The organism is Streptomyces sp. DH10, from assembly GCF_029813805.1.
Lineage (GTDB): Bacteria > Actinomycetota > Actinomycetes > Streptomycetales > Streptomycetaceae > Streptomyces > Streptomyces coeruleofuscus.
Genome location: NZ_JARVKU010000025.1, coordinates 75,524 through 102,223, shown reverse-complemented (window position 1 = coordinate 102,223; position 26,700 = coordinate 75,524). Strand labels below are relative to the sequence as shown.

General features: G+C 70.5%; 21 protein-coding genes and 1 pseudogene. 8 read left to right on the top strand and 14 right to left on the bottom strand.

What is annotated here, in order from left to right; all coding sequences use genetic code 11:
* Positions 1-19: 19 nt before the first annotated feature.
* Both QC385_RS36805 and QC385_RS36800 read right to left on the bottom strand, forming a co-directional pair.
* Positions 20-1,183 carry an amidohydrolase family protein gene (locus tag QC385_RS36805; RefSeq protein WP_279545743.1) on the bottom strand — a complete coding sequence of 388 codons (1,164 nt, stop codon included), beginning with the start codon at positions 1,181-1,183 and terminating at the stop codon, positions 20-22.
* 27 nt (positions 1,184-1,210) lie between these two features.
* Complete coding sequence (locus QC385_RS36800; RefSeq protein WP_279545742.1) at positions 1,211-2,071, bottom strand: fumarylacetoacetate hydrolase family protein; 861 nt, start codon at positions 2,069-2,071, stop codon at positions 1,211-1,213.
* Positions 2,072-2,348: 277 nt separating this feature from the next.
* Here QC385_RS36800 and QC385_RS36795 point away from each other — a divergent pair, with 277 nt between their 5' ends.
* The 3 genes from QC385_RS36795 (at position 2,349) to QC385_RS36785 (ending at position 5,056) form a co-directional block, all read left to right on the top strand.
* Positions 2,349-3,458, top strand: a complete 1,110-nt coding sequence (locus tag QC385_RS36795) for a sugar ABC transporter substrate-binding protein (RefSeq protein WP_279545741.1) — start codon at positions 2,349-2,351, stop codon at positions 3,456-3,458.
* Between the two features lie 146 nt (positions 3,459-3,604).
* On the top strand, positions 3,605-4,270 hold the full coding sequence (locus tag QC385_RS36790; RefSeq protein WP_279545740.1) for a nicotinamide mononucleotide transporter family protein: 666 nt from the start codon (positions 3,605-3,607) through the stop codon (positions 4,268-4,270).
* Positions 4,271-4,534: 264 nt separating this feature from the next.
* Positions 4,535-5,056, top strand: coding sequence for a flavin reductase family protein (locus QC385_RS36785; RefSeq protein WP_279545739.1), 522 nt, complete (start codon positions 4,535-4,537; stop codon positions 5,054-5,056).
* Positions 5,057-5,461: 405 nt separating this feature from the next.
* Here QC385_RS36785 and QC385_RS36780 read toward each other — a convergent pair whose 3' ends face one another.
* Both QC385_RS36780 and QC385_RS36775 read right to left on the bottom strand, forming a co-directional pair.
* Positions 5,462-5,857, bottom strand: a complete 396-nt coding sequence (locus tag QC385_RS36780; protein ID WP_279545738.1) for a nuclear transport factor 2 family protein — start codon at positions 5,855-5,857, stop codon at positions 5,462-5,464.
* Positions 5,842-6,294: a VOC family protein gene (locus tag QC385_RS36775; RefSeq protein ID WP_279545737.1), complete on the bottom strand. Its 453-nt coding sequence runs from the start codon at positions 6,292-6,294 to the stop codon at positions 5,842-5,844. Before QC385_RS36775 ends, QC385_RS36780 begins: the two co-directional genes overlap by 16 nt.
* Positions 6,295-6,481: 187 nt before the next feature.
* Here QC385_RS36775 and QC385_RS36770 point away from each other — a divergent pair.
* Positions 6,482-7,515, top strand: a pseudogene (locus tag QC385_RS36770) (aldo/keto reductase).
* 197 nt (positions 7,516-7,712) lie between these two features.
* Here the strand turns inward: QC385_RS36770 and QC385_RS36765 are convergent.
* The 9 genes from QC385_RS36765 to QC385_RS36725 form a co-directional block, all read right to left on the bottom strand.
* Positions 7,713-8,627 (bottom strand): ABC transporter permease, encoded by a 915-nt coding sequence (locus QC385_RS36765; RefSeq protein WP_279545736.1) that lies wholly within the window; start codon positions 8,625-8,627, stop codon positions 7,713-7,715.
* Positions 8,624-9,805 carry an ABC transporter permease gene (locus tag QC385_RS36760; protein ID WP_279545735.1) on the bottom strand — a complete coding sequence of 394 codons (1,182 nt, stop codon included), beginning with the start codon at positions 9,803-9,805 and terminating at the stop codon, positions 8,624-8,626. The genes QC385_RS36765 and QC385_RS36760 overlap by 4 nt, the downstream gene beginning before the upstream one ends.
* Positions 9,802-11,358: an ABC transporter ATP-binding protein gene (locus QC385_RS36755; protein WP_279545734.1), complete on the bottom strand. Its 1,557-nt coding sequence runs from the start codon at positions 11,356-11,358 to the stop codon at positions 9,802-9,804. The genes QC385_RS36760 and QC385_RS36755 overlap by 4 nt, the downstream gene beginning before the upstream one ends.
* Before the next feature lie 28 nt (positions 11,359-11,386).
* Positions 11,387-12,475: a BMP family ABC transporter substrate-binding protein gene (locus QC385_RS36750; RefSeq protein ID WP_279545733.1), complete on the bottom strand. Its 1,089-nt coding sequence runs from the start codon at positions 12,473-12,475 to the stop codon at positions 11,387-11,389.
* Positions 12,476-12,881: 406 nt separating this feature from the next.
* On the bottom strand, positions 12,882-13,196 hold the full coding sequence (locus QC385_RS36745) for a hypothetical protein (RefSeq protein ID WP_279545732.1): 315 nt from the start codon (positions 13,194-13,196) through the stop codon (positions 12,882-12,884).
* Between the two features lie 12 nt (positions 13,197-13,208).
* The gene (locus QC385_RS36740; protein ID WP_279545731.1) at positions 13,209-14,588 is read right to left on the bottom strand and encodes an amidohydrolase family protein; all 1,380 of its coding nucleotides are present in this window, start codon (positions 14,586-14,588) and stop codon (positions 13,209-13,211) included.
* Entirely contained in the window at positions 14,585-15,607 is a 1,023-nt protein-coding gene (locus QC385_RS36735; RefSeq protein WP_279545730.1) for a quinone oxidoreductase family protein, read from the bottom strand. Before QC385_RS36735 ends, QC385_RS36740 begins: the two co-directional genes overlap by 4 nt.
* 253 nt (positions 15,608-15,860) lie before the next feature.
* Positions 15,861-17,063, bottom strand: a complete 1,203-nt coding sequence (locus QC385_RS36730) for a PucR family transcriptional regulator (protein WP_279545729.1) — start codon at positions 17,061-17,063, stop codon at positions 15,861-15,863.
* Between the two features lie 10 nt (positions 17,064-17,073).
* On the bottom strand, positions 17,074-18,522 hold the full coding sequence (locus tag QC385_RS36725; protein WP_279545728.1) for an aldehyde dehydrogenase family protein: 1,449 nt from the start codon (positions 18,520-18,522) through the stop codon (positions 17,074-17,076).
* A gap of 73 nt (positions 18,523-18,595) precedes the next feature.
* On the opposite strand from QC385_RS36725, the gene QC385_RS36720 reads away from it, so the two are divergent.
* The 3 genes from QC385_RS36720 (at position 18,596) to QC385_RS36710 (ending at position 23,427) form a co-directional block, all read left to right on the top strand.
* A complete protein-coding gene (locus QC385_RS36720) occupies positions 18,596-19,678 on the top strand; it encodes an NAD(P)-dependent alcohol dehydrogenase (RefSeq protein WP_279545727.1) in 1,083 nt (360 codons plus the stop codon).
* 134 nt (positions 19,679-19,812) lie between these two features.
* A complete protein-coding gene (locus tag QC385_RS36715; RefSeq protein WP_279545726.1) occupies positions 19,813-22,035 on the top strand; it encodes a cytochrome P450/oxidoreductase in 2,223 nt (740 codons plus the stop codon).
* 249 nt (positions 22,036-22,284) lie between these two features.
* A complete protein-coding gene (locus tag QC385_RS36710) occupies positions 22,285-23,427 on the top strand; it encodes an acetamidase/formamidase family protein (protein ID WP_279545725.1) in 1,143 nt (380 codons plus the stop codon).
* A gap of 179 nt (positions 23,428-23,606) precedes the next feature.
* On the opposite strand, the gene QC385_RS36705 is transcribed toward QC385_RS36710, so the two are convergent.
* Positions 23,607-24,464 carry an MmyB family transcriptional regulator gene (locus tag QC385_RS36705; protein WP_279545724.1) on the bottom strand — a complete coding sequence of 286 codons (858 nt, stop codon included), beginning with the start codon at positions 24,462-24,464 and terminating at the stop codon, positions 23,607-23,609.
* A 765-nt stretch (positions 24,465-25,229) separates the two neighbouring features.
* Here QC385_RS36705 and QC385_RS36700 point away from each other — a divergent pair.
* Positions 25,230-26,687 (top strand): non-reducing end alpha-L-arabinofuranosidase family hydrolase, encoded by a 1,458-nt coding sequence (locus QC385_RS36700; RefSeq protein WP_279545783.1) that lies wholly within the window; start codon positions 25,230-25,232, stop codon positions 26,685-26,687.
* The last annotated feature ends 13 nt before the right edge of the window (positions 26,688-26,700 follow it).

Sequence of the window (26,700 nt, the reverse complement as noted above, 5' to 3'; positions counted from 1 at the left end):
CCTGGGATGTGCGGGCGTGTCACGCCGACTTCAGACCCCGCCACGGCACGATGTCGACCTCCTTGCCACCGTGCAGCACCACGGTCGGCTCCAGGCGCGGCGCGACGATCGTGTTGCCGGCGGCGTCGGGCAGGGTGACCTCGTCGGTCCAGTCGACGACCGTGACGTCGGCCCGCCCACCGACCTCCAGGCGTCCGTAGCCCTCGGCGTCGAGCCCGAGCAACTGGGCCGGCGCCACGGTGGCCCGCCGGACGCACTCCTGAAGCGGCGCGCCCAGCGCGACCAGCTTGGAGATGCTGGTGAGCAGGTCGAACACCGGGCCGTGCCAGTTGCGGGCGCTGGTGTCGGAGCTGAGGACGTCGGGCAGGAATCCGTCGGCGATCGCCCGGCGTGCCACCTCGAAGCTGAGATTGCTCTTGCCGTGGGCGGAGTCGAACAGCACGCCGCGCTCACGGGCCGCGGCGACGGCGGGCTGGACGTGGTCGCCGTCGAGGATGCCGTACGGCTTGCCGGTGTAGCAGTGCGCCACGATGTCGCCGGGGCGCAGGTGGTCCAGGACGACGGGGAGCGGCTCCGAGGTCTCACCGATGTGCAGCATCAGCGGCAGACCGGCCTGTTCGGCCAGAGCCACGGACTTCTTCAGCAGCGACTCCCAGTTCTCGCCGACGACGTCCTCGGAGAGACGGATCTTGAAGCCACGGACGATGTCGGGGTGGGCCTCGGCGGTCGCGAGCGCGTCCTCGGGGACCAGGGTGTCGGGGTTCAGCAGCTCGCCGAACCTGAAGTCGATCAGGCCGAGCACGGAGACGTTGAGGAAGTTGACGATGCGCAGTGGGTTGGCTTCGACCACCAGCTTGCGGAAGGCCGCGAACGTCGAGGCGCCGGCCGTGCCGGCATCCGCCGCGGCGACCACGCCGCGACGCAGGTGGGCCTCCTCGGCGGGGGCTCCGACGGCGGAGACGTACTGGAAGATGTGGGTGTGGCCCTCGACGAGGCCCGGCAGCACGGTGGAGCCGGTGACGTCGATCGTGCGGGCCGCGTTCTCCGACAGGCCCTCCCCGATTGCGGCGATGCGGTCACCGGTGACCGCTACGTCGAGCCGGGCATGGGTGTCCGACGCCGGGTCGATGACGGTGCCGCCGGCCAGGACGAGGTCGTACGACGACAGGGAGGAGATGGACATCGAAGTGTGCTCCAGGGTGGGGAACGGTCAGCTGACCGGTTCGGTCAGCCGGTGGTCGCGCTGTGGGGCATCCGTGGGACGCACGATGCGGGTGACGAGGGGCAGCACGCCGTCCACCTCGACGCGTACCTCGTCGCCGTCGGCGAGGAAGCACGCGCGATCCTGGCCGGTGCCGGCCGGGGTTCCGGTGAGGACGACGTCGCCGGGTTCGAGCGCGGTGAACCACGACAGCCTGCTGAGCAGATCGGGAATAGGGAAGATCATCCCGTCGCTCGTGTCGTCCTGCACGAGCTCACCGTTGACCCGGGTCCGTAGCCGGATCGCGTCACGGTCGGTGAAATCCTCGGGAGTGCGGACCGACGGGCCGAGCGGCGTGAAGCCCGGGTGGCTCTTGGCGAGGGCGGGAGTGCCTGTGGCGCGCATGATGTCGCGTGCCGTCATGTCGTTGGCCGCGGTGACACCGGCGATCGCCTGCCAGACCTCGGACTCGGTCGCCCGGTACAGCCGGCGCCCGACGACCACCGCGATCTCGCCCTCGTAGTCGGGTTCGGTCGCGGACTGCGGGATCACCACGCGCGCGCCGGGTGCCGACACGCCGGACGACGCGGCGAGGTAGAGGATCGGCTGCTCGGGCAGTCCGCGTCCGGTGCGGGCCGCCTTCGACACGTAGTTGAGCCCGACACCCCACACCGCGCGGGGGCGGCCCAGGGGCGCCACGAGCGTGGCCTCTTCGAGCGGGATGCGCCGGCGCACCGCGCACGACGCCAGGCACCGCAGCGAACCCTCCTGTTCGATGACCGCGCCGACGTGCGGAAAAGCAGTGTTCAGCAGGGCGACAGCCCCGTCCTCGATCCGGCCCAGGCCGGCGTCCGTCGTCACTACTCGCATGGCGGGCATCTTTCAATGCGAGATGGCATCGTGTCAAGCGATACAGACATGCGGGATGCGGGTAGGCCGGCGCCCCGTCCGGGCAAGAACTGACGGGCGGTCAGGTCTGAGATCGGCACAGTCCGACCGCCACCCGGGGTGGACATAGTGCGAGATGCCGTCTCTTATCTCGTAGAGTGGCCCCGCTCGACACCGAGGGCGCCTCCGTGTCGGCTTTTCAGTCAGGTGGGCCGCAATGCGGCACCCACGTCCGGATCGCGCCTGAAGTGAGCTCCTGATGCGTCGTATCGCCATGTCCGCAGCCACCACAACGCTCTCTGTCTCACTCGTCGGCTGCGGCGGGCTCAACGCGGCGGGGAGCAGCGGCGACGCGAGCCCGACCAAAGGCGACGACATCACCGTGGGACTGCTGCTGCCCGAAAACTCGAACCCCCAGTACGAGCAGTTCCACTACCCCGTCATCAAGGCGAAGGTCGCGTCCCTCACCCGCGGCCAGGGCCGGGTCGAGTACGCCAACGCCGATGCGGACGCGGGCGAGCAGGCACGACAACTGCAGCACATGATCAACACACAGGTCGACGTGATCCTGCTGGACCCCGTCGACGCGCACGCCATCGCCGGCGGAGTGAGGAAGGCCAAGGAGGCCGGTATTCCTGTCATCGCCTACGACCGGCTGGCCGAGGGCCCGATCGACGCGTACATCACCTTCGACAACGAGCTCGTCGGCGAGGTGCAGGGCCGTTCCCTGCTGCAGGCCCTCGGTGAGGACGCCGGCCGCTCCGACAAGATCGTCATGATGAACGGTTCGCCCATCGACCCGAACGCCCAGCAGTTCAAGGCGGGCGCGCTCCTCGCGCTCGACGGCAAGGTGACGATCGCCAAGTCGTTCGATACCAAGGACTGGAAGCCGCAGACCGCCGAGAAGAACATGACCGAGGCGATCAACGAAATCGGCAAGAACGACATCAAGGCCGTCTACGCCGCCAACGACGGTCTGGCGGGCGGCGTCATCGAGGCGCTGAAGGCCGCAGGCGTAACCGACCTGCCGCCGATCACCGGACAGGACGCCGAGCTCCCGGCGGTGCGGCGGATCGTCACCGGCGAGCAGTACATGAGCGTGTACAAGCCGTACCCGCAGGAGGCCGAACGCGCCGCGGAGATGGCTGTGGCGAGGGCCCAGGGCAGAGACATACAGTTTGCCGCCCTCACACGTGACAAGGTCGACAGCCCCCACCGCAAGAACATCCCCGCGCATCTCGTGCCCGTTGTCGCCCTGACGAAGGACAACATCAAGGACACGGTCATCAGGGACGGCATGTACAAGGCGCCCGACATATGCACGCCCGCGCTCGCGGCCGACTGCATGGCGACAGGCCTGAAGAAGTAAGCCCCCACGGCACCGTTTAAGTCTGGACAATGTGGATATGGGGGCCTGAAGCTGTCGCCTATGGATCGCTCCCGAAACCTGATACCCGACGACCTGCCGAACGGCAGGTTCGCGCTTCACTCGCCTGAAAACGGTCCGGTCGCCCGGTGAACGGGCTGAACTCCGAGGCGTTCGTCCTGTTCGACCAGCACATCCTGTGGTCGGACATGATCGGCAACATCCTCGGCCTGGCCGCCCTCACCCTCGGCTGGCGCCGCTCCCTGTTGACCTGGCCGGTGCAGTTCCTGTCCGGCCTCATCCTCTTCGGGGCCTTCTTCGGCCACCTGACCGGCAGCGCCGGCAAGCAGGCCGTCGTCATGACCGTGGCCCTGTACGGCTGGTGGCGGTGGAACCGCGACAAGGGTCGATCCGGAAGCGGCCAGATCATCCCGCGGTTCGCCACCTGGCGCGAGCGTGCGGCGATGGTCGGCGCCGCCACCGTCTGCACGGTCGCGGTGGCCCTCCTGTTCAAGGCCTACCCGACCCTCTCCTGGGACCCCTGGCCGGACGCCTACGTCTTCGTCGGCACGGTCGTCGCGATGTACGCCCAGGCGCGCGGCCTGGTCGAGTTCTGGTTCGCCTGGCTGCTGGTCGACGTGGTCGGCGTTCCGCTGGCCTTCGCCAACGGCTACGCCTTCTCCGGCTTCGTCTACGTCATCTACGGCGCGCTCGTCCTGTGGGGCATGCGCGACTGGTGGCTGCGTTCCCGCAGCGGACCGCAGCCCGCCCTGGAACTGCCCGGTGCGCACGCGTCCGAGGGAGTGTCGCAGTAGCGATCCATGCGAGATGCCGTATTGACATACGAGACGCCCCATCCTAGCGTCGAGGCATCCCTCAACGAAGGCAAGACATGATGAGATCCGCTTTCTTCCCGCCGGCCGCCGGGCCGGCCTCCCCACCGAATCCCGCGACACGACGACCGTCCCGCATCGCCGTCGGCGGCGATGCATCCGGAGCGCCCGGCCACATCCACCGAGCCACCGAGCCAACGGCCGACGGCGCGCCGGAATCCGCCGACGAGATGGCGGGGGTCTGACATGCCCACTCCCTCCCGGGATCACGCCGTCACGCGCCGGCCGGTCGCCCACCACGACCCGCAGGCGTACCGCGACGGACTGTCCTCCATGGTCACGTCCGTCTGTGTAGTCACCACCGAAGTGGACGGGCAGCGGTACGGCTTCACTGCCAACTCGGTGACCAGCGTGTCGATGGACCCGCCGCTGATCTCGGTCTGTCTGGCCGACACCGCGGACGTCCACCCGGCCTTCAGCCAGGCCGAGTCGGTCGCCGTCAACGTCCTGGGGGCCGACCAGCACCCCGTGGCGCAGGCGTTCGCGACGCTCGGCGCCGACAGGTTCGCTGCGGCGCACTTCAGTCCGGGTGAGCTCGGTCCGCCCCTGCTCGACGGCGCCATCGTGTCGCTCGAGGGCGTCGTGCACCAGCGCCTCACCGCCGGCGACCACACGATCATCCTGATCGAGGTGGCCGGTGTGGTGGTCGGCGGAGGGGAACCGCTCACCTATCAAGGACGCCGGTTCCACACGCTGAACCCGCTGTAGCCAGCCGCACTGGAGCCGGCCGGACAGGTCCGGACGTCACGCAAGAACTCGTCGCCCTGCCGACCGGCATCAACCGGTCGGTGGGGCGGCTCCGCGACCGTCGGCGCGGCGTGGACCGAGTCTCTGTCACGGGAGATCCGGACGAGCTGCTGACGCCGGTCAGCCTCACGTGGCGGCGTCTGCTCCCAAGCCGTACCTCTGACACGGCTGCCTACGGTCGCGGACACTCCCAGGCCCCCGCATGCGCGGCCGGAGAAGAAGAGAGAGACGGTCGCCCAGGGCTGGGCACAGACGAGAATCCCCGTCCGGGAAGGACTGACACCCCGTCCGCAGAAATGCGGGCGGGGTGTCACAGGGACAGGCTGCCGAATCAGGGCGCCGGTTCCGGTCCTGTCGGCCGGGACGTCACGCGAGCTGCCGCTGCACCTCGCCGCTGTCCCAGTAGTCCGTTCGGCGCGTGATGAGACCGGCGGCGACGGTGAACACGAAGACCCCCCGGATGCGCACGGGGCGGTCGCCCGCAGAGCGCATGCGGAACGTCATGACGTACGGCACCGCGGCCGACTCGCCGTCGACGAGAAAGCGCTCGGGCGCGTAGTGCAGGTCCACGAAGTTCTCGAGGAACCCGGTCAGCGCGGCGCGGTACGCGGCGCGGCCCCTGCGGCTCTGCCCCGTCGACGAGGTGTGTTCGTTGACGAAGTCCTGCGCCACGCGGGCGGCCACGGCGTCGGCGTCATGCGCGTTCAACGCCGCCAGGTACGCCTCGACCGCGGCGCGGGTTTCGTTCAGGACGAACCCCACTTCTGCCGGACCGTGTCGAAGACACGCTGGTCGTGGGAGATCTCGATGACGTTGCCATCGGGGTCCTTCAGAGCGCAGATGTAGCCGATGGGGTCGGGCATCTGGCGGGGCTCCCAGTGCAGGCAGCCCAGTTCGCGGGCCCTGTCCGCGAGCGCGTCGACGTCCCCGCGCTCCGGCACCTCGATGCCGATGTGCGCGAACGGGTGCAGCAGGCCCTGCTGGGTGCCCTTGTCCTTGTTGAACGACACCAGGACGAGCACGAAGGGCGTCTCGACCTGCTTGTCGTTGGAGAGCCAGACGCTTTCGCCGTCGGCGTCCTTGAAGCGCTCGACGACGACCAGGGGAGTCAGCGAGGTATAGAACTCGATCGCCTTGTCGAGATCGCCGGTCGGCAGCGCGACGTGAGTCCAGCGGGCCGAGGTGAGACCGGTGGCCACGGTACCTCCAGTGAGTGGTGCGGTTTTCCTCGAGCCTAGGTCTGCGCGCGCCCGGAGGTCGATGTGCTGCGGACACAACGCGTAGGCCGAGAACACTGACCCCGCGCGACATCGGTTCCGCGCCCGCCGCGGTGGAAGCCTGCGGCATGACGGCGACGGATGTCGCCGGGGAGGACGAGGAGAAGACGTGCGCTACCGGATTCTGGGTGGGACGGGCATCGAGGTGAGTGAGCTCTGCCTCGGGTCGATGATGTTCGGGGCCTGGGGCAACACCGACGAGGCGGAGTGCCACCGCATCGTGTCGACGGCGCTGGACGCGGGGGTCAACTTCGTCGACACGGCTGACGTGTACGCCTTCGGCGAGTCCGAGGAGATCCTCGGCCGCGCGCTGAAAGGACGCCGCGACGACGTCGTACTCGTGTCGAAGTTCCACAACCAGATGCCCGGACGGCCGCTCGACCGCAACCGGCGCGGCAATTCCCGGCTCTGGATCATGCGTGCCGTGGAGGACAGCCTGCGACGGCTGCGGACGGACCACCTCGATGTGTATCTCGTCCACCGGCCCGATCCCCGGACCGGCATCGAGGAGACGCTGGGTGCGCTGAGCGACCTGGTGCGGGCGGGCAAGGTGCGGGCGATCGGGACCTCGAGCTTCCCGGCAGAGGAGATCGTGGAGGCGCAGTGGGCGGCACGGCGCGCCGGCCGCGAGCGGTTCACCGTGGAGCAGCTGTCGTACTCGATCCTGGCCCGGCACGCGGAGGCCGCCACCCTGCCCCCGCGCAGCGGCACCGTGTGGGGGTCATGGTCTGGAGCCCGCTGAGCGGCGGCTGGCTGACGGGCAAGTACCGGGTCGGCTCCGAACCGGCGGGAGACTCGCGCGCGCGGACCCACGGTGACCACTTCGACTACGCCGACGAGCGGATACGCGAGCGCAAGCTGGCGGTCGTCGAGGAACTCGTGCGCCTGGCCGCCGACGAGGGCTGCACACTCGTCGAGCTGGCGCTGCGGTTCGTGCTCGCCCATCCCGGCGTCACCTCAGCCCTCATGGGCCCGCGCACCCATGACCAGCTCCTGACGCAGCTCACCGCGGTGGACCGGCCGCTGTCGGCCGAGGCGCTGGACAGGATCGACGAACTCGTCGCACCGGGCAGCGTGCTCAACCCACGCGACATCGGCCATACGCCTCCGGCGCTGGAGACCGCGGAGCTCCGCCGCCGCTGACACCGCTGTGCCACGGCGCATACCGGCCCGCCGCGGGACCGGCACGCGCCGAGTAGCCATGCGCTTGGACCGCTGCGCACGCCGGTCATGGGGGTGTCCGACTCGCGTGCTCTCGGCGTGCCCGTGCAGGCCCACGTACTGGACTTACGAGGGCCTGCACGCGGCGTGGCCGATGGGGCCTTCTTCGGGTCCTGCCGTCAGGCCGACCCGCGCTCGAAGGGGCGGCCGAGCGCCGCGGGTTCTCGGTGCTGGGTGGTGAACAGCAGCATGGCGAGGAGCGCGAGCAGATACGGGGCCGCGACGAGCAGTTGGGCGTTGAGGGTGACACCGAGCGCGGGGAGCGCCAGGCGCATCGCGTCGGAGAGGCCGAACACCAGGCAGCCGAGCATGGTCCGGCCGAGCCGCCAGGCCCCGAAGATCACCGCGGCGATGACGATGTAGCCGCGTCCGGCGGTCATGTTCTGGTTGAACGATCCGACCTCGCCGACCGCGAGGTACGCGCCGCCGAGGCCGGCCAGCGCGCCGCACCACAGCAGGGCCTGCCGGCGGCGCACGTTCACCTTGATACCCGTGACGTCGGCGGCCTGCGGGTTCTCCCCCACCGCCCGGAGTTCCAGGCCCCAGCGGCTGCGCTCCACCAGCCACCACGTCAGCGGTATCAGCAGAATCAGAAGGTAGGCGGGCCAGCGTTCGGAGAACAGCGGCTTGCCGATGAGCGGGATGTCCTCGAGCAGCGGGATCGACAGCACCCCGACCTGGTGCGAGGCGAACTGCTCGGTCGTGATCAGGTAGCTCGTCAGCCCGAGCACCAGCGCGTTCAGCACGAGGCCGACGACGAAGGTGTTGATCCGGGCCCGGTGGGACAGGTTGCCGTGCACGAAACCGACGACGAGGCCGGTCACGACGCCGGCCATGAGGCCGACGGTGGCATTGCCGGTAGCGCTGGCTGCGGCGACCGAGGTGAAGGCGGCGCTGAGCATCATCGCCTCGACGGAGATGTTCATCGCGCCGGCGCGCTCGGCCAGGTACTCACCGCAGGCGGCGAAGGCCAACGGCACGGTCAGCCGGACGCCGCTCGCGAGAATGGTCGTGGTGCTGTCCAGAACGCTCACGCGGCTGCCTCCGTCTTGGCCGGGACAACGGAAACGGCGGGCGCCGCCCGCAGGGTGGCACCGCGACGCCCGTGGAAGAGGTCGACGAGGACGGGCGGTGCGACGAAGGCGAGGACGAGCAACGCCTTGACGATGTCGACGAGATACGACGGCACGCCGGTGGCCGAGAGGAAGTCGCCGCCCGCACGCAGCACGGCGAACACGAACGACACCGGGATCGCGGCCATGGGCCGGTTGCGCGCGACGAGCGCGACGAGCAGGCCGTCCCAGCCGACGTTGTCCGAGAGCCCGGTCTGGAGCCGGTTGGTACTGACCGGGCTGGCCAGCAGCAGCCCTCCCGCCAGCCCCGCGAAGGCGCCCGACAGTGCCAGGGTGAATCCGCCGAGCGCGCCCACCCGGACACCGGCGTGCTTGGCCGTCAGCGGATTCAGTCCGACCATGCGGACCCTGAAGCCCCACCGACTGCGGGTCAGGACGAGGGCGACGCCGACCGCGGCGACGAGCGCGATGAACAGGCCCGTGTTGAGCTGGAGCGAAGGGTACTGCCCGAAGCTCGCGAGCTGGGCGTTCGCCGGCAGGGGGTTGGACTGGGCGTCGGCGATGCCCGAGGAGCCCTGCACGCTCTCCTGCAGGCCCCACGGTGTACTGACCGCGAACGTGACGAGCTGGATGGCGAGGAACGTCATCAGCAGGGTGCTCACCGGGACGTTGACGCCGCGGTAGCGGAGCATGAGAGCGCTGAGCGCTGCCCAGGCGCCGCCGCCGACCGCGGCGGCGATCAGCACCACGACGATCAGCATGGGGCCGGGCACGGCCAGCCGCAGCCCGACCCAGGCTCCGGCCAGGCCGCCGATGAGCACCTGCCCCTCTTGGCCGATGTTGAACGTGCCGGCGGACGAGCAGATGCACGCGCCGACCGCGACCAGCAGCAGCGGCGCCACGTTGAGCAGCGTCGTCGTCCATCCGGTGGCGTTGGCCACCGACCCGGTCCATATCGCGGACAGGGAGGCGCTCGGCGAGGCACCGGTCAGCATGAGCAGCAGCGCTGACGCGCCCAGGGCGACGGCGACGAAGGCGACGGTGAGGCCGACTGTCACCCAGCCGTCGCGGCCTGGTCGCAGCCGGACGAGGAAGCGCCGGGCGAGGTCGTCCGGATCCATCGGTGAGGCGGCACTCATGCGGCCTCACCGCCGACCAGCATGCCGAGCCGCTCGGAGGTCGCCTCCGAGGCGGAGAGTGCTCCGGTGATCCGCCCGGAGGAGATCACCGCGATCCGGGTCGCAAGGGCCATGACTTCCTCGAATTCAGTGGAGATGAGCAGCACTCCGACGCCTTCGGCGGCCGCCTTGCGCAGCCGCGCATACATGTCCTCGATGGCACCGACGTCCAGCCCGTGAGTGGGCTGCGCGGCCACCAGGACGCGGGTGTCACCGGACAGTTCCCGGGCGAGTACGACCCGCTGCTGGTTGCCGCCGGACAGGCTGCGCACCGGCGCGTCCAGCGACGGTGTGATGATGTTGAACTCGTCCGCGAGGCGACGGGCCTCGGCGAGCATCACACCCCGCCGCAGCAGGAACCGGCCGCTGACCTTGTCGAGCGACTTCATCGTCAGGTTCTCGGCGACGCTCATGTCGAGGACGACGCCGCTTTGGTGCCGGTCCTCGGGCACGATGCCGAGACCGGCCCTGGCGAGAGCACCGGGCCGGGTCACGTCGACCCTGCTCCCGGCGACCTCGACGGTGCCGGCGTTCGGCTCGACCAGCCCGGCGAGGACATCGCCGAGCGTCGCCTGGCCGTTGCCCTCGACGCCGTAGAGGGCGACGATCTCACCCGCGCCCACGGTCAGGTCGACTCCTTCGAGCACCCTGACGCCACGTTGCTCGACGGTGAGGCCGGTGAGGCGCAGGACGGGCTGCTGCCGGTCGTGGGCCCCGCTCCCGCCGGTGCGTGCCTCCTGCACCGGCAGCAGGCCGAGGGCGGCGCCTTCCTCGCCCAATGACACCTCACGGCCCACCATCTGCTGGGCGAGTAGCTGGGGAGTGGTCTCGGAGGTGACCGCCCGGAAGGCGACACGGCCCTTGCGCAGGACCGTCACCCGGTCCGTGGCCTGGGCGATCTCGGCGAGCTTGTGGCTGATGAGGATGACAGCGCGCCCCTCCTCCTGCACCACGCGGCCGAGCACGGCGAACAACTCCTCCGACTCGGCCTGGGTCAGCACCGAGGTGGGCTCGTCCAGAATCAGGATCTGAGGGTCGCGCCGCAGGCACTTGACCACCTCGACCCGCTGCCGCTCGCCGGCCGAGAGCGCGTCGACGCGGGCCTCGGGGTCGATCGGCAGCCCGTACCGCGCGGAGACCTCGGCGATGCCGGCACAGATGGCGTGCTTGTTCACCTTGCCGGTGTCGCCGAGCGCCACGTTCTCCCACACGGTCAGCCCGTTGATGAGGCTGAAATGCTGGTGCACCATGCCGATACCCAGTTCGGCGGCTTCCTGCGGGCTGTCCAGCGCGACCTCCTCGCCGCGCACCAGGACGGTGCCGGCGTCGCGCCGGACCAGCCCGAGCAGGACCTTCATGAGGCTGGACTTGCCAGCCCCGTTCTCACCAAGGAGTCCGTGGATCTCGCCGGCGTCGACCCTGAGGTTCACGGCGTCGCAGGCCGTGACGGATCCGTAGGACTTTGTGATGCCGCGCAGCTCGAGAAACGGAACCGCTGAGGCCGTCGGTGTCATTGCTGATCTTCCTCGTCGGTGTCGGCAGTCAGCCGAGGCGCTTGACCTCGGCCGCCGTGTCGATCTTCTTGCTGCCGATCTTGTTCAGGAACTGCGCCAGCTGCTTGCTCTCGTCGCCCTTGGGGTCGCAGATCTTGACGGTCGGGTAGGGGTCGACGCCCAGCTGCCACACACGCGTCGTGCCCATCTTCAGGTTGTCCTTGGCGAACTCCTCCAGCGCGGCGCGGAAGTAGTCACCCGGGTCGAAGATCACCGAGAAGTCGAACTTCGGGCTGGCCGAGTCACACCGATCGGTGCCGGGGGTGAGGGTGAGAACGCCGTTGGCGTTCGCGAGCTTCGCCGACGCGTCGGTCGCGCCGCCGAGATAGGGGTAGATGACCTTGGCGCCCTGGCTGATCTGGGCCTGAGTGGCTTCCTTGGCCTTCGCCGAGTCGTTGAAGTCGCCGGTGTAGGTGCTCGTCAGCTTGGCCTTGGGGACGACCTCCCGGATCCCGGCCAGGAAGGCCTTGGCGGCGGCGACGCTGAAGTCGGCCTTGGCACCGGTGATGAATCCGGCCTTGGTGTAGCCGGCCGCCTTCATCTTCAGGCCCGCGGCGTAACCGGCGGCGAACATTCCCTGGTTGGGGTCGTCGGTGGACAGCAGGACCCGCGGGATCGGGGCGGAGCCCGCCTGCCCCGGCATGTACCAGGCGGTCTTGGCGCAGACCGGGTCCTGGGCGGCGGGTACGGCGGTCTTGAGCTCACTCGCGGCGAGCGCGACCATGTCGACGTGCTGCTGACACAGCGCGCGTGCCGCGTTGAGCGCGTCGTTCGGGGGCACGCTGCCACGCTTGATGACTGTCCAGCCCTTCTCCTTGGCGAAGGCGTCCGCCGAGTCGACGAAGCTCTGGTAGTAGCCGTGGTCGTTGATGTCGCCGGGGCTGAGGACTCCGATGACGACCTTGCCGTCGCCGTTGACATCGGGCTCCTTGAGGCCCGAGCCGCTGCCGCCGCTCGGCTGGGCGGTCGCCTTGGGCGCCGTCGCCGCGTTGCTGGCACAGCCGGAGAGCGCGAGGGCCCCTGCGAGGGCGAGGCCCACCGCGGCCCGAGGACGACGGAGCGTGCTTTTCGCAGTCATGTGCGTGGTTCCAATCGCTGAGTGGCACTGCCCCGTGGGGGCGGTGGGGTGACGTCTGAGGGATCAGTGGGCGGGGCCGACGGCCCCGTCGAGTCCCGGCGCAGGAGACACGGTCTTGGTGGGAGAAGGGCTCCTCACCCGCGGCGACGAACCACGGGAGACCATCCGCCCGACCGCTCGGACCCGGGTGGGGTCGATGCGGCAAGGAGCGGACGTGACCGAAGGTCGGTGGTGATGCTGACGCCTCCGCGAGCGCGATGTGCGCGTCCGGGAAGCAGGGGCTGTGGTCGCCGCGGTCTTCGCCTCGTGCACGCGGCACTCCGCAGGGGATAACGGCCGGCGACGGTGTGTCGGCGATCTGCGAGGGCGGGTTCGCCGGTCGGCGACGGCCATGTGCTGACGCAGGTCAGTGTGCGAGGGACAGTGCCTCGATGTGCTCGGGGATCTCGCCGGTCGTGACGTTCGGTACGAACGCGGCGATCTGCTCGGTGTCGACAGGCGTCCTTCGGCTCCGGGGTGTCCGGCCGCCGGGCGCCGAGGGAATGACCGTGATCGACGGCGGCCCTCGCTCACCTGTGTGCGGCAGCCGTACGGCGAGGCATCGACCCCTGTGTCGGAGTCGCGCCGGACGGGTCGTGCCCTCCGGGCCGGCGACCATCGGTCGCGACGGCGGGCCCTGCTTCTTCGCCGGCGGCAGCCCGGACTTGTCGATGACGTTCAACGGCGGGTCTCCTTACCGGTCGGCAGCCCGCTCCATGGGCCAGGTGGGGCGGGGCGTGATGCCGGCGCGCCTGAGGAGGGCGGCGGATCGTTCGGCGGCGGCCGCGGCGACGGCCGCGAGGTCGACGCCGGTCGGTCGCCGGTCGCGGACGACCACACGGCCGTCGACCAGCACGTCTCGGACGGTGCGCGACACATGGCCCCATACGAGCTGGCGGGCGAGGTCGCCCCGGGGCACCCAGGCGGGGTCGCGGGCGTCGAGCACGACGATGTCGGCCGCCTTGCCCACTTCGAGTGAGCCGATGCGTTCGCCCAGACCGATCGCCCGGGCGCCGTCGATCGTCGCGAGGGCGAACGCCTGCTCGGCGCGGACCGGGTCGGGCAGATCACGGTCGCGTTCGAGAGCGGCGAACAGATAGGCGGCGAGGAGGACGTCCGGACCGTCTCCGGCGTTGTGCGCGTCGCAGCCCAGGGCGACCCGACCGCCCCGCCGCACCAGTTCGGCGTGGCGGGATGCGCGTGTGTACCCCTGGGCGAGACGCAGGTAGGCCCCCGGGCAAGCGGCGACCGCGGTTCCGGTCTCGACGATGGCGTCGACCTCGGCGTCGTCGAGCCACACGGCGTGCCCCAGCAACAGGCGCGGGCCGAGTACTCCCAGCTCGCGGAAGTGGAGCACCGGCCGGCGCGCGCAGCGCAGGGCGTATGCCTCGATGTCGGCGGGTCCCGGCGAGATGTGCCAGGTCAGTCCGACATCGAGCCGCTCGGCCAGGCTCGCCGCCCCGGCGAAGAGCTCGTCGCTCGCCAGGTCGTGGCCGACGAGCGTCACCCAGCCGGTGACCGGCCCGGTGGCCGGCAGGGACCGGACGATGTCCTCCTGCCGGGCGAGCACCTCGTCGGCGGGCGCGCCGAACGGCACGGCCTCGGCGTCCCAGCCCCAGCCGCCGACCCGCGCGCGGACACCCGCGGTGCCGAGCCCGGCGGCGACTCGTTCCGGGTATGCCACCGTGCCCGGTTCCAGCACCGTGGTGACGCCCCGGGACAGGCAGTCGATCGCGGTGATGGTCGCGGCCAGTTCGTCGTCGTCACCGTCGGCGTGGGCGTGCAGCGGGACGATCCAGTCGAATATCGACTCCTGTGAGCCGATGTGGTCCGGGATCGTGCTGCGCACGAGGGGGTCGACGGTGGTGTGCTGGTGGGCGTTGACCAGGCCCGGGATCACGACACAGCCAGACGCGTCGATCTCCCGCGCGCCCGGGAAGAGGGCGCGCAGTTCCTCGGCCGTGCCGAGGGCGGCGATGCTGTCCCCGGACACGGCGACCGTCGCACCGGTGAGGACGCGTCGGGCGGGGTCCATCGTGACGATGTCGCCACCCACGATCAGAAGGTCCGTCATGGCTCGATCACGACCTTGCCGATCGTCTCGCGGGCGGCGAGCACGTCCCAGGCGTCGGCCAGGTCCTCGAGCGGCAGCCGCAAGGCGGTGGGCAGGTGCAGGCCGTCGGCGAAGCAGGCTGAGGTGGCTGCGACGAAGTCGGCCGAGGTGTAGCCGCCGGTGCCCAGCAATTTCAGGCCGCGGTGGAAGACCTCCTGGAGCGAGAACGAGACTTCGTCGCCACTGGTGTTGCCCATCAGCAGCAGACGCCCGCGGATGCCCAGGCAGTCCAGTGAGGTGCGCCAGGTGTGGGTGCCGACGTGGTCCAGGACCAGGTCCGCTCCGGCGCCGCCGGTGAACACCGACACCGTTTTCGCCGCGTCGGGGTCGCCGTTGGGCAGTACCAGGTCGGCACCGGCGGTGCGGGCCGCGTCCCGCTTCGCCTCGCTGCCGGCGAACGCGACGACCGAGGCACCGGCCCGCTTGGCCAGCGCGATGGCCGCCAGGCTCACGGCGCTGGCGCCGGCGTGTACGACGAGGGTCTCACCCGCGGCGAGTGACCCGACCGAGTGCACCGCGTGCCACGCCGTCGCGGCGGCGGTCGGCAGGGTGACGGCCGCGGCGAGCGGCAAGGACTCGGGGACCTGAACAATCGATTCTGCAGAGGCCAGTACGTACTCGGCCAGGGCGCCGGGGGCGTTGCCGCCGAGGATCCGAGGACTCGAGCAGTACGCACGATCGCCCACCGCGCACCGGGAGCAACTGCCGCACCCCTGGGTGGGATCCGCGACGACCCGGTCACCGGGGACGACCGAGCCGACCGCGGATCCGGTCGCCACCACCGTCCCGGCGAAGTCCATGCCCGGCACGTGCGGAAGCCGGAAACCGGGAACCAGGGCCGGCCCCTTGCGCTGCAGCAGGTCCAGGCGGTTCAGCCCGCAGTACACGACCTTGACGAGAACGTCGCGCGGTCCGCAGACCGGCTCGGGCACATCCCGTAGGGACACGGCCTCGGGTCCGCCGAAATCCGTCTGAACCATGGCTCGCACCGCACTGCCTCCTTACCCTGGGCCGTCTCGCATTGCGAGGCGGTGGAACGTAATGCGAGGTACTCTGCCCCCGTCGGCCGGTGCTGTCAACGCTCCCTGGGAACATCTTGGTTTCATTGGTGTATCGCCCATACAGAGGGCTGACAGCCCAGGCCGCAGCAGGTGGTGAGGGTGCGGAGGCAGGTGCGGGCGACCGCACCGGAAGGCGTCACCGCGCCATGCGAAGGCGCGGCATGGTGGCGGCTCAGCGCCCGGTCGGCACCGGCTCGTCGTCGCCGTGCGGCCGCTGGTCGTCAGCGGCGAGCAGGTCCAGGGCCGCGAGCGCCAGGTGCAGCTGCGCCGAGGTGGCGGGAAGCAGGGGGTCGGTGCCCAGGAGGCTCTTGATCTGGCGCACCCGGTAGCCCACCGAGTTGCGGTGCAGATGCAGTTGTGTGGAGACGCTCTGCCGGCTGCCCCTCTCGGCCAGCCAGGCGCGCAGAGTCGTCATCAGCTCCGGACGCTGCCGGATCGGCCCGAGATGCGCCTCGGCGTAGGCCTCGAGTTGCGGTCGTGGAAGGGGCAGGAGTACCTGGACGACCCCGCAGCGGTCGAAGGTGAGCAGCGGGACCATCCGGATCCGGGCAAGTCCGAGCAGCCTCTCGGCCTCGGTGAAGGACCGGGCCAGGCCTGTCGGCGAGTCGGGACGGGAACCGCTCGCCGCCATGACGTGGTCGGCGGAGTCGTCGTCGGTCATGAGACGCAGCCGGTTCCGCAGGCGGTCGAGCACGGCCTCGTCGGGCACCACCGTCCACGCGGTGCGCCCCTCCTGCCGCACCGGGTGCTCCAGCCAGGTGAGGGCGGTGGACCAGGCGCGCAGGCGGGAGCCGCCGTAGTGCAGTACGGCACCGGTCGGCGGTCGCCGCAGATCGATGCCCAGCCCCGCGGCCGCCGTGCACACCTCGGGGCTCACCGTCCCTGACCGCAGCGCGGCGATGACGTCGGCCGGCGTGTGCTGCGACGAGACCTCGGCAGAGCCGTCCCCCGCGCGCACGGCGTCGATGAGCAGCGCGGTGACGGCGGCACCGGCCAGCGCCCGCACGCGCGGATCACCGGGGCCGACGGTCAGCAGCACACCGGCCACTGTCGTCCCCGCACGCACGGGCAGGGCCGTGGCCCGCAGTCCGTCCAGTGTGTGGACCACCGGTCCGGTCGCTTCGGCGAGCACGCCGTCCGCCACCGCGGGCGGCACTCCCGCGCCGCTGTCGGTGGCGGCCAGGGGCGCGCCCTCGGCGGACAGCAGGCGCACGTGCCGACCGGTCGCCCGGCGAAGCGCGTGCAGTATGTCCGAGCGCGCGGCGCCGGCGAGTACCGCCTCGGTCAGTTCCCGCTCCAGCAGGGCAGGTATCGAGGCCTCCGGCCCCGGCCCTTCCCGGGCCGGTTCGGACCGTGCCCCGGCAATGGTTCCCATGGTGTCGCTCTCAGCGGGCCAGCAGCCGGATGGCCACGCCCTTCTCCTGCGTGTACTCGCGCAGCGCCGCGTATCCACCGCCCCGGCTGAAGCCGCTGTCCTTCTGCATGTTGAACGGGAAGCCGATCACTCCGGCGTCATGGAACTGGTTGACCGCCACCTGCCCGGAACGGACGCCCTTCGCCAGCCGGAGCGCCCGGGAGATGTCGTTGGTCCAGATGCAGGCCAGCAGGCCGAAGTCCGTCGCGTTCATCAGCCCGGTCGCCTCGGCGGTGTCGCGGAACGACTGCACGGCGAGCACCGGGCCGAACACCTCCTCCCGGGCGACGCGCATGCCCGCGTCCACACGGTCGTACACGGTCGGCCGGACGAACCACCCCTCACCAGTGGGCCCGCCACCGGTGACCAGCCGCGCCCCCTCGCGAGGTGCCTCCTCGAGGAAGCCGCTGACGCGGGCGAACTGCGCGGCACTGACGAGCGGCCCCATGTCCAGGTCGGCTTCCCAGGGCCCGGTCTTGACGTCGGCCATGCCGGCGGCGACCCGCTCCACGACCTCGTCATGCACCGAAGCCTCCACGAGCAGCCGGGAACCGGCGTAGCAGTTCTGCCCCGCGTTCTCGGTGATCGAGGCGACGATCGCCGGGATCGCCGTGTCGAGGTCGGCGTCGGCGAAGAGAACGTTCGGCGACTTGCCGCCGAGCTCCAGCTTCACCGGGACGAGGTTCTGTGCGGCGGCCGCCATGATCGCCCGTCCGGTGGCGGTGGAGCCGACGAAGCTGATGTGGTCGACGCCCGGGTGTGTGGTGAGTGCGACGCCCGCCTCGGGGCCGAGGCCCGCGACGACGTTGACCACCCCCGGCGGGAAGCCCGCGCGGCGGGCGAGTTCGACGAGGGCGAACGGTGCCAGCGGCGCGATCTCGGACGGCTTGAGCACGACCGTGTTGCCCGCGGCGAGCGCCGGCGCGACATTGGCGGCGGTGAGGACGGCGGGAACGTTCCACGGGATGACGACGGCGCACACGCCGTACGGCTCGTGCACCGTGTAGCCCAGGTAGTCGGGGCTGCGGGTGGGCAGCGTGACGCCGGTGAGCTTGTCGGCCGCGCCGGCGAAGTAGTCGATGATGCCGTGCGCGATGTAGATGTTCGTCCGGCCCCCCGACAGGGGCTTGCCCACGTCCTGGGCCTCGACGGCCGCGAGGGCCTCGACCTCGGCGATGACGAGGTCGGCCCAGCGCCGGATCAGCGCCCCGCGTTCGCTCGGGTTGGTCGCCGTCCAGGCGGGGAACGCGCGGCGCGCCGCGGCGACCGCGTCGTCGACGTCGGCGCCGCCCGCCCGGGCCACCTCGGTGATCACCTGCCGGGTGGCCGGATCGAGGACGTCCAGCGTGCCGCCGTCGCGGGCCGCAACCCACTCGCCGTCGATGAAGTGCTGGGAAGAAGGAAAGTCAACAGCCGCCATAGGGCGAACCTTGACCGACCTTGTCGCGCATGTCAATATGCGGTCTCGCAATGTGAGGCAACGAGGAGGCCCTGTGCGTGCCACCGCCGCTCTGCTGGAGCAAGCCGGACAGCCATTCGTCCTGACAGAGGTGGACCTGGACGATCCCCGCCCGGACGAGGTGCTCGTCCGCGTCGCGGGCGTCGGTATCTGCGGTACCGACCTTGAGTTCGCCACCTCCTTTCCCACGCCCGCCCTGCTCGGGCACGAGGGGTCGGGCATCGTCGAGAAGGTCGGCGCCCACGTCACCTCCGTACGCCCGGGTGACCACGTCGCCATGTCCTTCGCGTCCTGCGGCACGTGCGCGCTGTGCCGCACCGGCTCGCCCGCCTACTGCCGCGGCTTCGACGCGGTGAACTTCTCCGGCCGCCGGCCTGACGGCTCCACCGCGGTGACCCACGAGGGGCGGGAGGTCAACGCCCACTTCCTCGGACAGTCGTCCTTCGCCAGTCACGTCGTCGCACCGGAGCGGGCGGTCGTGAGGATCGACCCGTCGCTGGACCTGCTGCGGGCCGGCCCCTTCGGATGCGGTTTCCAGACCGGAGCCGGCGGCGTGCTCAACGTCCTTCAGCCGCGCCCCGGCTCGTCCATCGCGGTCTTCGGGGCGGGGGCCGTCGGCGTGGCCGCTGTCATCGCCGCCGGTTTGAGCGGCTGCGAGGTCGTCGTCGCCGTCGACGTGAACCCGGCCAAGCTCCAGGCGGCCCGCGGCTACGGAGCCACGCACACCGTCGACTCCTCGGCCGGGGAGGCCGCCGAGCAGCTGGCCGCCCTGGTCCCGGAGGGGTTCGACTTCGTGATCGACACGACCGGGCGCGAGGACGTCCTGCGCACCGCGGTGGAGGCTCTCGGACCGCTCGGTCGCGCGGGTGTCATCGGCATCGGCCCCAGCGAGTCGATGAGCTTCGAGTGGCGCAGCGTCCTCAACGGGCGGACCGTCACCGGCATCATCGCCGGTTCCAGCCTGCCGCAGCTGTTCCTGCCGCGGCTGCTCGAACTCAACGCCAAGGGCCGGTTCCCGGTCGAGAAGATGATCACCTACTTCCCGTTCGAGCAGATCAACGAGGCCGTCGCGGCGGTCCGGTCCGGCACGGTCGGTAAGGCCGTACTGACCTTCTGAGCGTCTCCCACGAGGCGTTGTCGCACGCGGCGCGACACCTTAGGGTGGGCCGACGCCGATGAGGCTCGCATACATCCGGTGGCGCGGCCGGACAACACCGCGCACAAGGTTCGAGCACGTGGAGCGTGCCCACCATGTCCGCCGACATCGACTTCATGCCCGGTGACACCGACTTCGACCACCACTCCGACGAGGCCAACGCCGATCCGGTCGCCTACTACGCGCGCTTCCGCGAGAGCTGTCCGGTAGGCCGCTCGGCCGCCCATGGCGGCTTCCAGTACACGACGCGGTACGCCGACGTGGCCCGCATCGCCCGCGACGACGAGACGTTCTCCTCCGCCCGCAGCGACCACGGCGGCCAGGGGGTCGGCATCGTCATCCCCAAAGGACCAGGGCTGGAGCAGTATCCGATCGAGCTCGACCCGCCGCGTGCGACCGAGTACCGGACACTGATCAACCCGCTGCTGACCCCGGAGGCGGTCGGGCACCTGGTACCCATGATCGAGCGCCACGCCGCCCGCGTCGTGGACGAGTTCATCGAGCTCGGCTCCTGTGACTTCGTCCGCGACCTCACCAACCCGCTGCCGGCCGCGGTCACCTTGGACTGGCTCGGTTTCCCCGAGGAGGACTGGGCGAAGCTGGCGGGGCCGATCCACGACATCTTCGCCGCTCCGGCCGGCAGCGAACGCGCCGTGCGCGGGGCCGCCGGGCTGGCCTACATGGACCGGCGCATCCGCGAGCTGATCGCCGAGCGCCGGTCCGAGCCGCGGCCCGACGGGGTCAGCACGCTGGTGGCCGGCCGGCGCGCCGACGGCAGCGAGTTCGGCGACGACGAGCTGGTGTCGGTGATCGGCCTGCTCATCGCCGGCGGCGTCGACACCACGACCTCCCTGACCGGATCGACCCTCGTTCACCTCGCTCGCCACCCCGACCAGCGCCAGAAGCTGATCGACTCCCCCGATCAGCTGGACGCCGCGACCGAGGAGTTCCTGCGCGCGTTCGCCCCGTCGCAGTCGATGGCGCGCACGGTCACCCGGGACGTCGAGGTCGGCGGCTGCCCGATGCACGCGGGCGACCGGGTACTGATCCCATGGGTCGCCGCGAACCACGACCCCGCCGTGTTCCCCGACCCCGAGCAAGTACGACTGGACCGCGACGCCAGCCGGCACCTCAGCTTCGGCATCGGATCGCACCGGTGTGCCGGCGCGCACCTCGCCCGAGCCATGTTCCGCGCGATGATGACGCAAATTCTGACCCGTCTGCCCGACTACCGGGTGATCGAGGAAGGGCTCGTCCCCTACCCGACGCGCGGCAACCAGTCCGGCTGGGACGCGATCCCGGCGGTCTTCCCGTCCGGTCCCCGGGCGACCGCGGCGGCAGGATCGATCCGCGCGCTGACCACGCCCACCCCGCTGCGGGTGGCCGAGGTGCGCACGGCGGCCGACGGCGTCGTCGCCGTCGGCCTCGGCCTGCCGGACGGAGGGGAACTGCCCGCCTGGCAGCCCGGCGCACACGTCGAGTTGCGTCTGCCCTCGGGCAGGCTGCGCCAGTACTCGCTGTGTGGCGACCCCGCCGACACCGCGACGTGGCGCATCGGCGTCCTGCACGAGCCGAAGGGCCGGGGCGGATCGGTCGAACTCCACGACCTCGCCCGCCCCGGAGTCACCTTCGCGGTGCGCGGGCCGCGCAACCACTTCCCGCTCACGCCCGCGTCGTCCTACCTGTTCCTCGCCGGCGGCATCGGCGTCACCCCGATACTCGCCATGGTCCGCGAGGCCGCCGGCCGCGGCACGCCCTTCACCGTCGTCTACGGCGGACGCACCCGCTCGACGATGGCGTTCGCCGACGAACTGGCCGCCATCGCCGGGGACGCGCTCACTCTGCTCCCGCAGGACGAGGCCGGGTTGCCGGACCTCCCCCGGCTGCTGGGCCGCCTGGACGCGGACACCGCCGTCTACGCGTGCGGGCCGGCACCGATGCTGGCGGCCGTCGAGCACGAGTGCGCCCGCCTGGACCTCACCGACCGGCTGCACCTGGAGCGCTTCACCGCCGGGGACGGCCTCGAGACGGCGTTCGACGCCGCTGAGAACCGGCCCTTCGAGGTCCAGCTCGCGCGCACGGGGGTCACGCTCCCCGTGCCGGCCGACCGCCGCCTCATCGAGGTCCTGCGCGAGAACGTCAGCGGCCTGTCCTACGACTGCGAGAAGGGATACTGCGGCGCCTGCGAGACCCGTGTCCTCGCCGGGACACCCGAACACCGGGACTCCGTCCTCAGCGACGAGGAACGCCGGGCCGGACGCACGATGATGATCTGCGTCGGCCGCTGTCAGGGCGACCGGCTCGTCCTCGACCTCTGAGGGCCGACCAGGCGGACGCGTCCACCGCCCGTCCGGCCGGGCCGACGATCACGTCGTAGGCCACCACCGCCGCGCGCGACACCTCCGGGCACGACATGGGCTCCGTCCGAACAACGGTCGGGGCCCATCCCGTTTCACAAGATGGCGTATTGCATTACGAGATACCGTTACCGCGCAGCCCTCTAGGCGAAACACCACGGCAACAGGGCGTTCCTAGCGTCGAGTCATCGCTTACAGAAAAGGTGGGCCATGACCGTGACCGACTCGCCCCTGCTCGACGTTGCCGCGACCGGCTTCCCGATCCTCCAGCCCGGTCGTGGGGTGATCGCGTCGACGACCTACCTCCCGGCCACGCCCGGGAACACCCTGTGGGGTCGCCTTCCGTGCGAGGCGGATTCACCGTGCGCGGTCGTGCAAACGGGCTCCGTCATCACGGTCGACACGATCAGTCACGAGGGAGTTCTGGAGGACCAGGGCCGCAACCCGCGCGAGTTCTTCGGCCGTTACGGCGTCAGCGGCGGCCACGTGCTCGACGACGCCCAGCAGGTGGCGGAGTCCGGCATGCCGCACGACTTCGACGATGACGGGCCGCACCTCGTCACCGGGCCGATCGCCGTGGCCGGCGCCAGGCCGGGCGATCTGCTCGCCGTGACCGTCCTCGACCTCACCCCGCGAGTCCCGTACGGCATGGTCTCCGCACGCCACGGCTTCGGCTCGCTCCCCGGCGAGATGCCGTCGCTGCCCGGCCCCGCGTTCACCTTCGCGACGGCACACGCGGCTCGCCACGGCGCGTGGGGCCGGATGGCGGTCGACCCGACGGACTCCTCCCGCGGCTCACTGCGCTTCCCGCTGCGGCCGTTCCTCGGCGTCATGGGCGTGGCGGTGCCCGGGGACAGACGACCGCACTCGGTCCCGCCGGGGCGTCACGGGGGCAACATCGACGTCTCCCTGCTCGGCGAGGGCGCCACGCTGTTCCTTCCGGTGCAGGTCGACGACGCACTGGTCTACTTCGGAGATCCCCACTTCGCGCAGGGCGATGGCGAAGTCGCCCTGACGGCGTTCGAGGCGTCGCTGCGCGCCACCGTGAAGCTCGAGGTGGTGCCGGGCGGTGCGGCTGTGCGCCCTGGTCACGGTCGCGTCACCCCGTTCGCCGAGACGGACGACTACCTCGTGCCGATCGGCCTGGACGAGGACCTGGACGAGGCGATGCGCGACTGCGTGCGCTGCGCGCTGAACCTGCTCGCGACCGACTACGGTATCGACCGCCATGTGGCGATGGCGTACCTCAGCGCGGCAGGCGACTTCGCGGTCTCCCAGGTCGTCGACGGCGTGAAGGGCGTTCACGGGAAGATCCGGAAGTCGGACTTCCGCGAGGTCGGCCGACCGGATTGACCGGTGGGTGCGCCGCTTTCCGCCCCGGCGTGGGGATACGCCGGGGCGGCCGGTTCAGGCCCAGGAGCAGAGCGCTACGGGCAACACGCGGGCGGCGACCGCGGCCAGGATCTGGGCGCAGGCCGGCCGCAGGGACCTCACCACTGCCCTGTACTCGCTCCCATCCTGATCCCCAGAGGTCACTCCGCAGGCCGTCGCCAGCGCGGCCAGCGCGGCGGAGCGCAGCGCGGCCCGCAGGCGTGCTGCCTGGGCGCGGCCGTGGCGTTCACGGGCCTCCTCGGGAACCATGAGACGTTCGGCCGGGTCCATGAACCAGCGGTAGTAGCGCCGCTACTGGCCAGACCGGTGTGGCGGGTCTGGTCGCCGAGCAGCGCGACGGCCAACGGGTTCATCGCGAGGGTGTCGACCAGGTCGGTCTGCACCAGGGCCGGGGAGTCGTCCAGGCGGTCCAGGACCCGCAGCAGCGTCGGGCTGACGAGGCCGGCCGCCCGCAGCTTGGCGGTGAGCTGGTCGTGGCGGCAGGCAGTGATCTCCGAGGTGCGTCCGGGCCGGGCCGCCGAGACCCAGAGCAGTCGGCCGCGGTCGTCGGTGAGCGCGATGACGAGTAGGCCATGGCATTTGCTCTTGCCGGAGTAGTTCTTCCGGTTCTCTTTGCCGGTGCGCCGCCGGGTGCGGATCAGCGTGCCGTCCAACAGCACCACCCCGCCACCCTTGTGGGCGATCTTTTTGAGGGCGCGGTCCAGGCGCGGGGCGCGGGCGGCCAGCAGGCCGACGACTTCCCGCACCCGCCGGGTCACGGTGGTGCGGTGTATCCCGTTGCCGCCGGCCAGGTCGCCCGGCCGCTGGTCACAGCGCAGTACCGCGAGCAAGATGGCGGCGATCTTCCCCGAGGGCAGGGCCCGCCACCGTGATCTGATCTTCTTGCAGTGGCCGCGTATCAGATCGGCGAGCCAGTTCAGGGTGGCGCTCGACAGCGGCAGGCGGGCAGTGCGGACAAGGCCGTCAGGGCCCTCGACGGGATGGTTGTCTTTCTTCACACGAAAATCAACTGCCGCCGGGGGCCCGCGAGTTACGCCCCGTCGGCGCCCGCCTCCCTGCGCCTGCGCGCGTGCGGTGAACCTGCCGTCGGGACGCTTGTGCAGCCAGCCGCGGTCGGCGAGATTGGTCTTCGCCCGCAGCGGCTCCAGCTTGCCGCGCGCCGAGGGCGTCCAGGCCCAGCCGCTCGCCGACCGCCCTGACCTGCACCAGGCCGTCGGCCTCCCGCACGATCGCAAGGATCTTGCGGTAGTCGCCGGGCAGCGCGCCCTCATCGGCCGCGTCGCTGCGGTGCGGGATGAGCAGGACTGCTCGCCCGGCCACTCGCACCCCGCTCGGCGAGTTCTCGACGCTCCCCGCAGTGCAGACGACCGCCGCAGGCACGTCGACGGGACCGGCGTCAGTGAGTGCCACCGGCCCCGCCGCGAGCGCGGGTCGGGCACCGAGCCGAACCAGAGGCTCGGGTGAGCGACCTGGTCGGGTTCCGTAATGATCACCAAGCCCGCGCCCGCCCCGCCACCTGACCCTCAGTCAAAGACCCGTACAACCAGGGGACTTGAAGCCGCCTGGTTTCAGCCTGCGAACGTTTCTGTCCGCGGATTTTGCGAGAGGTATTGACGCTGATCACCGGAACCCTATTATCCAGTTGCTCGATACTTCGACCCATGTTCGCTATACCGAACACGCTAGGGCCACACCACACCGGCAACCGGACAGCCTCCGGCGGGCCGAACCGGAGCCGCTTGCTCAAGGATGACGAGGTCCTTATGCACAGACGTAGTTTCAGTCTCAGACGCACGTCGCTGGTGCTCGCCGCCGTGGTTGCGGCCCTGGCCGCGTTGGCGGCGCTGCTCGTCGCCAGTCCGGCGCAGGCGGCCACCACCAGCGACGTGCGCGGTGTTGATTCCGGCCGGTGTCTCGATGTGGCGGGCTTCAGCCAGACCGACGGCGCTAACGTGCACATCTGGGACTGCCACGGTGGCATCAACCAGCAGTGGACGTTGACGGACAGCAACCGGCTGGCCGTGTACGGCAACAAGTGCCTGGATGTCCGGGGCGGCGCCACCACGTCCGGTACCCCGGTGCAGATCTGGACGTGCAACGGCAGTGACAACCAGCAGTGGCGGGTGAACCCCGACGGCACGATCGTCGGCGTGCGGTCCGGGCTGTGCCTGGAAGTATCGGGCTGGGGCAAGGCCAACGGCACGGGGGTGCAGATCTGGTCGTGCCACGGCGGCACCAACCAGAAGTGGACCGGTCTGTCCGGGACGGGCAACGCGTGTGCTCTTCCGTCGACGTACCGCTGGACATCGACCGGTCCGCTGGCGGAGCCGAAGGCGGGGTGGGCCTCGCTCAAGGACTTCACCAGCGTCGTCCACAACGGCAAGCACATCGTCTATGCCACGACGCACAACACCCTCGCCGGTAACGATGGGCGCTGGGGATTGACGACCTTCAGCCCCTTCACGAACTGGTCCGACATGGCCACCGCCAACCAGAACACGATTCCCTTCGATGGCATCGCGCCGACGCTGTTCTACTTCGCCCCGAAGAACCTCTGGGTGCTCGCCTACAACGGGGGTTGGCCATACAGCTTCTCCTACCGCACCTCGAGCGACCCCACCAACCCCAACGGCTGGGGTCCACAGCAGGAACTCTTCACGACCACCCTCCCTGACGTTGAAGGCCGGAAGGTCGGCCCCCTCGACGTGACCCTCATCGGCGACGACACGAACATGTACATGTTCTTCGCCGACGATGAGGGCGGCATCTACCGCGCCAGCATGCCCATCGGCAACTTCCCGGGCACCTTCGGTTCGTTCACGAAGATCATGAGCGACACGCCGCTCAACCTGTTCGAGGCGGTCGAGGTCTACAAGGTTCAGGGTCAGAACCAGTACCTCATGATCGTCGAGGCCCAGAATTACACAGGGTATGGTCGCTACTTCCGCTCGTTCACGGCCACCAGCCTCGGCGGCACGTGGACACCGCAGCCGCAGGCCGACACCGTGACCAGCCCCTTCGCCGGCAGTGCCAACAGCGGCGCGACGGCCTGGACCAGGGACATCAGCCACGGCGATCTGGTTCGCACCAACCCCGACCAGACCAAGACCATTGACCCTTGCAATCTGCAGTTCCTCTACCAGGGGCGCGACCCCCGCACCGACGGCATGGACTACGGCCTCCTGCCGTACCGGCCGGGCGTGCTGACACTGCAGCGATAGCCGGTGGCGTGAC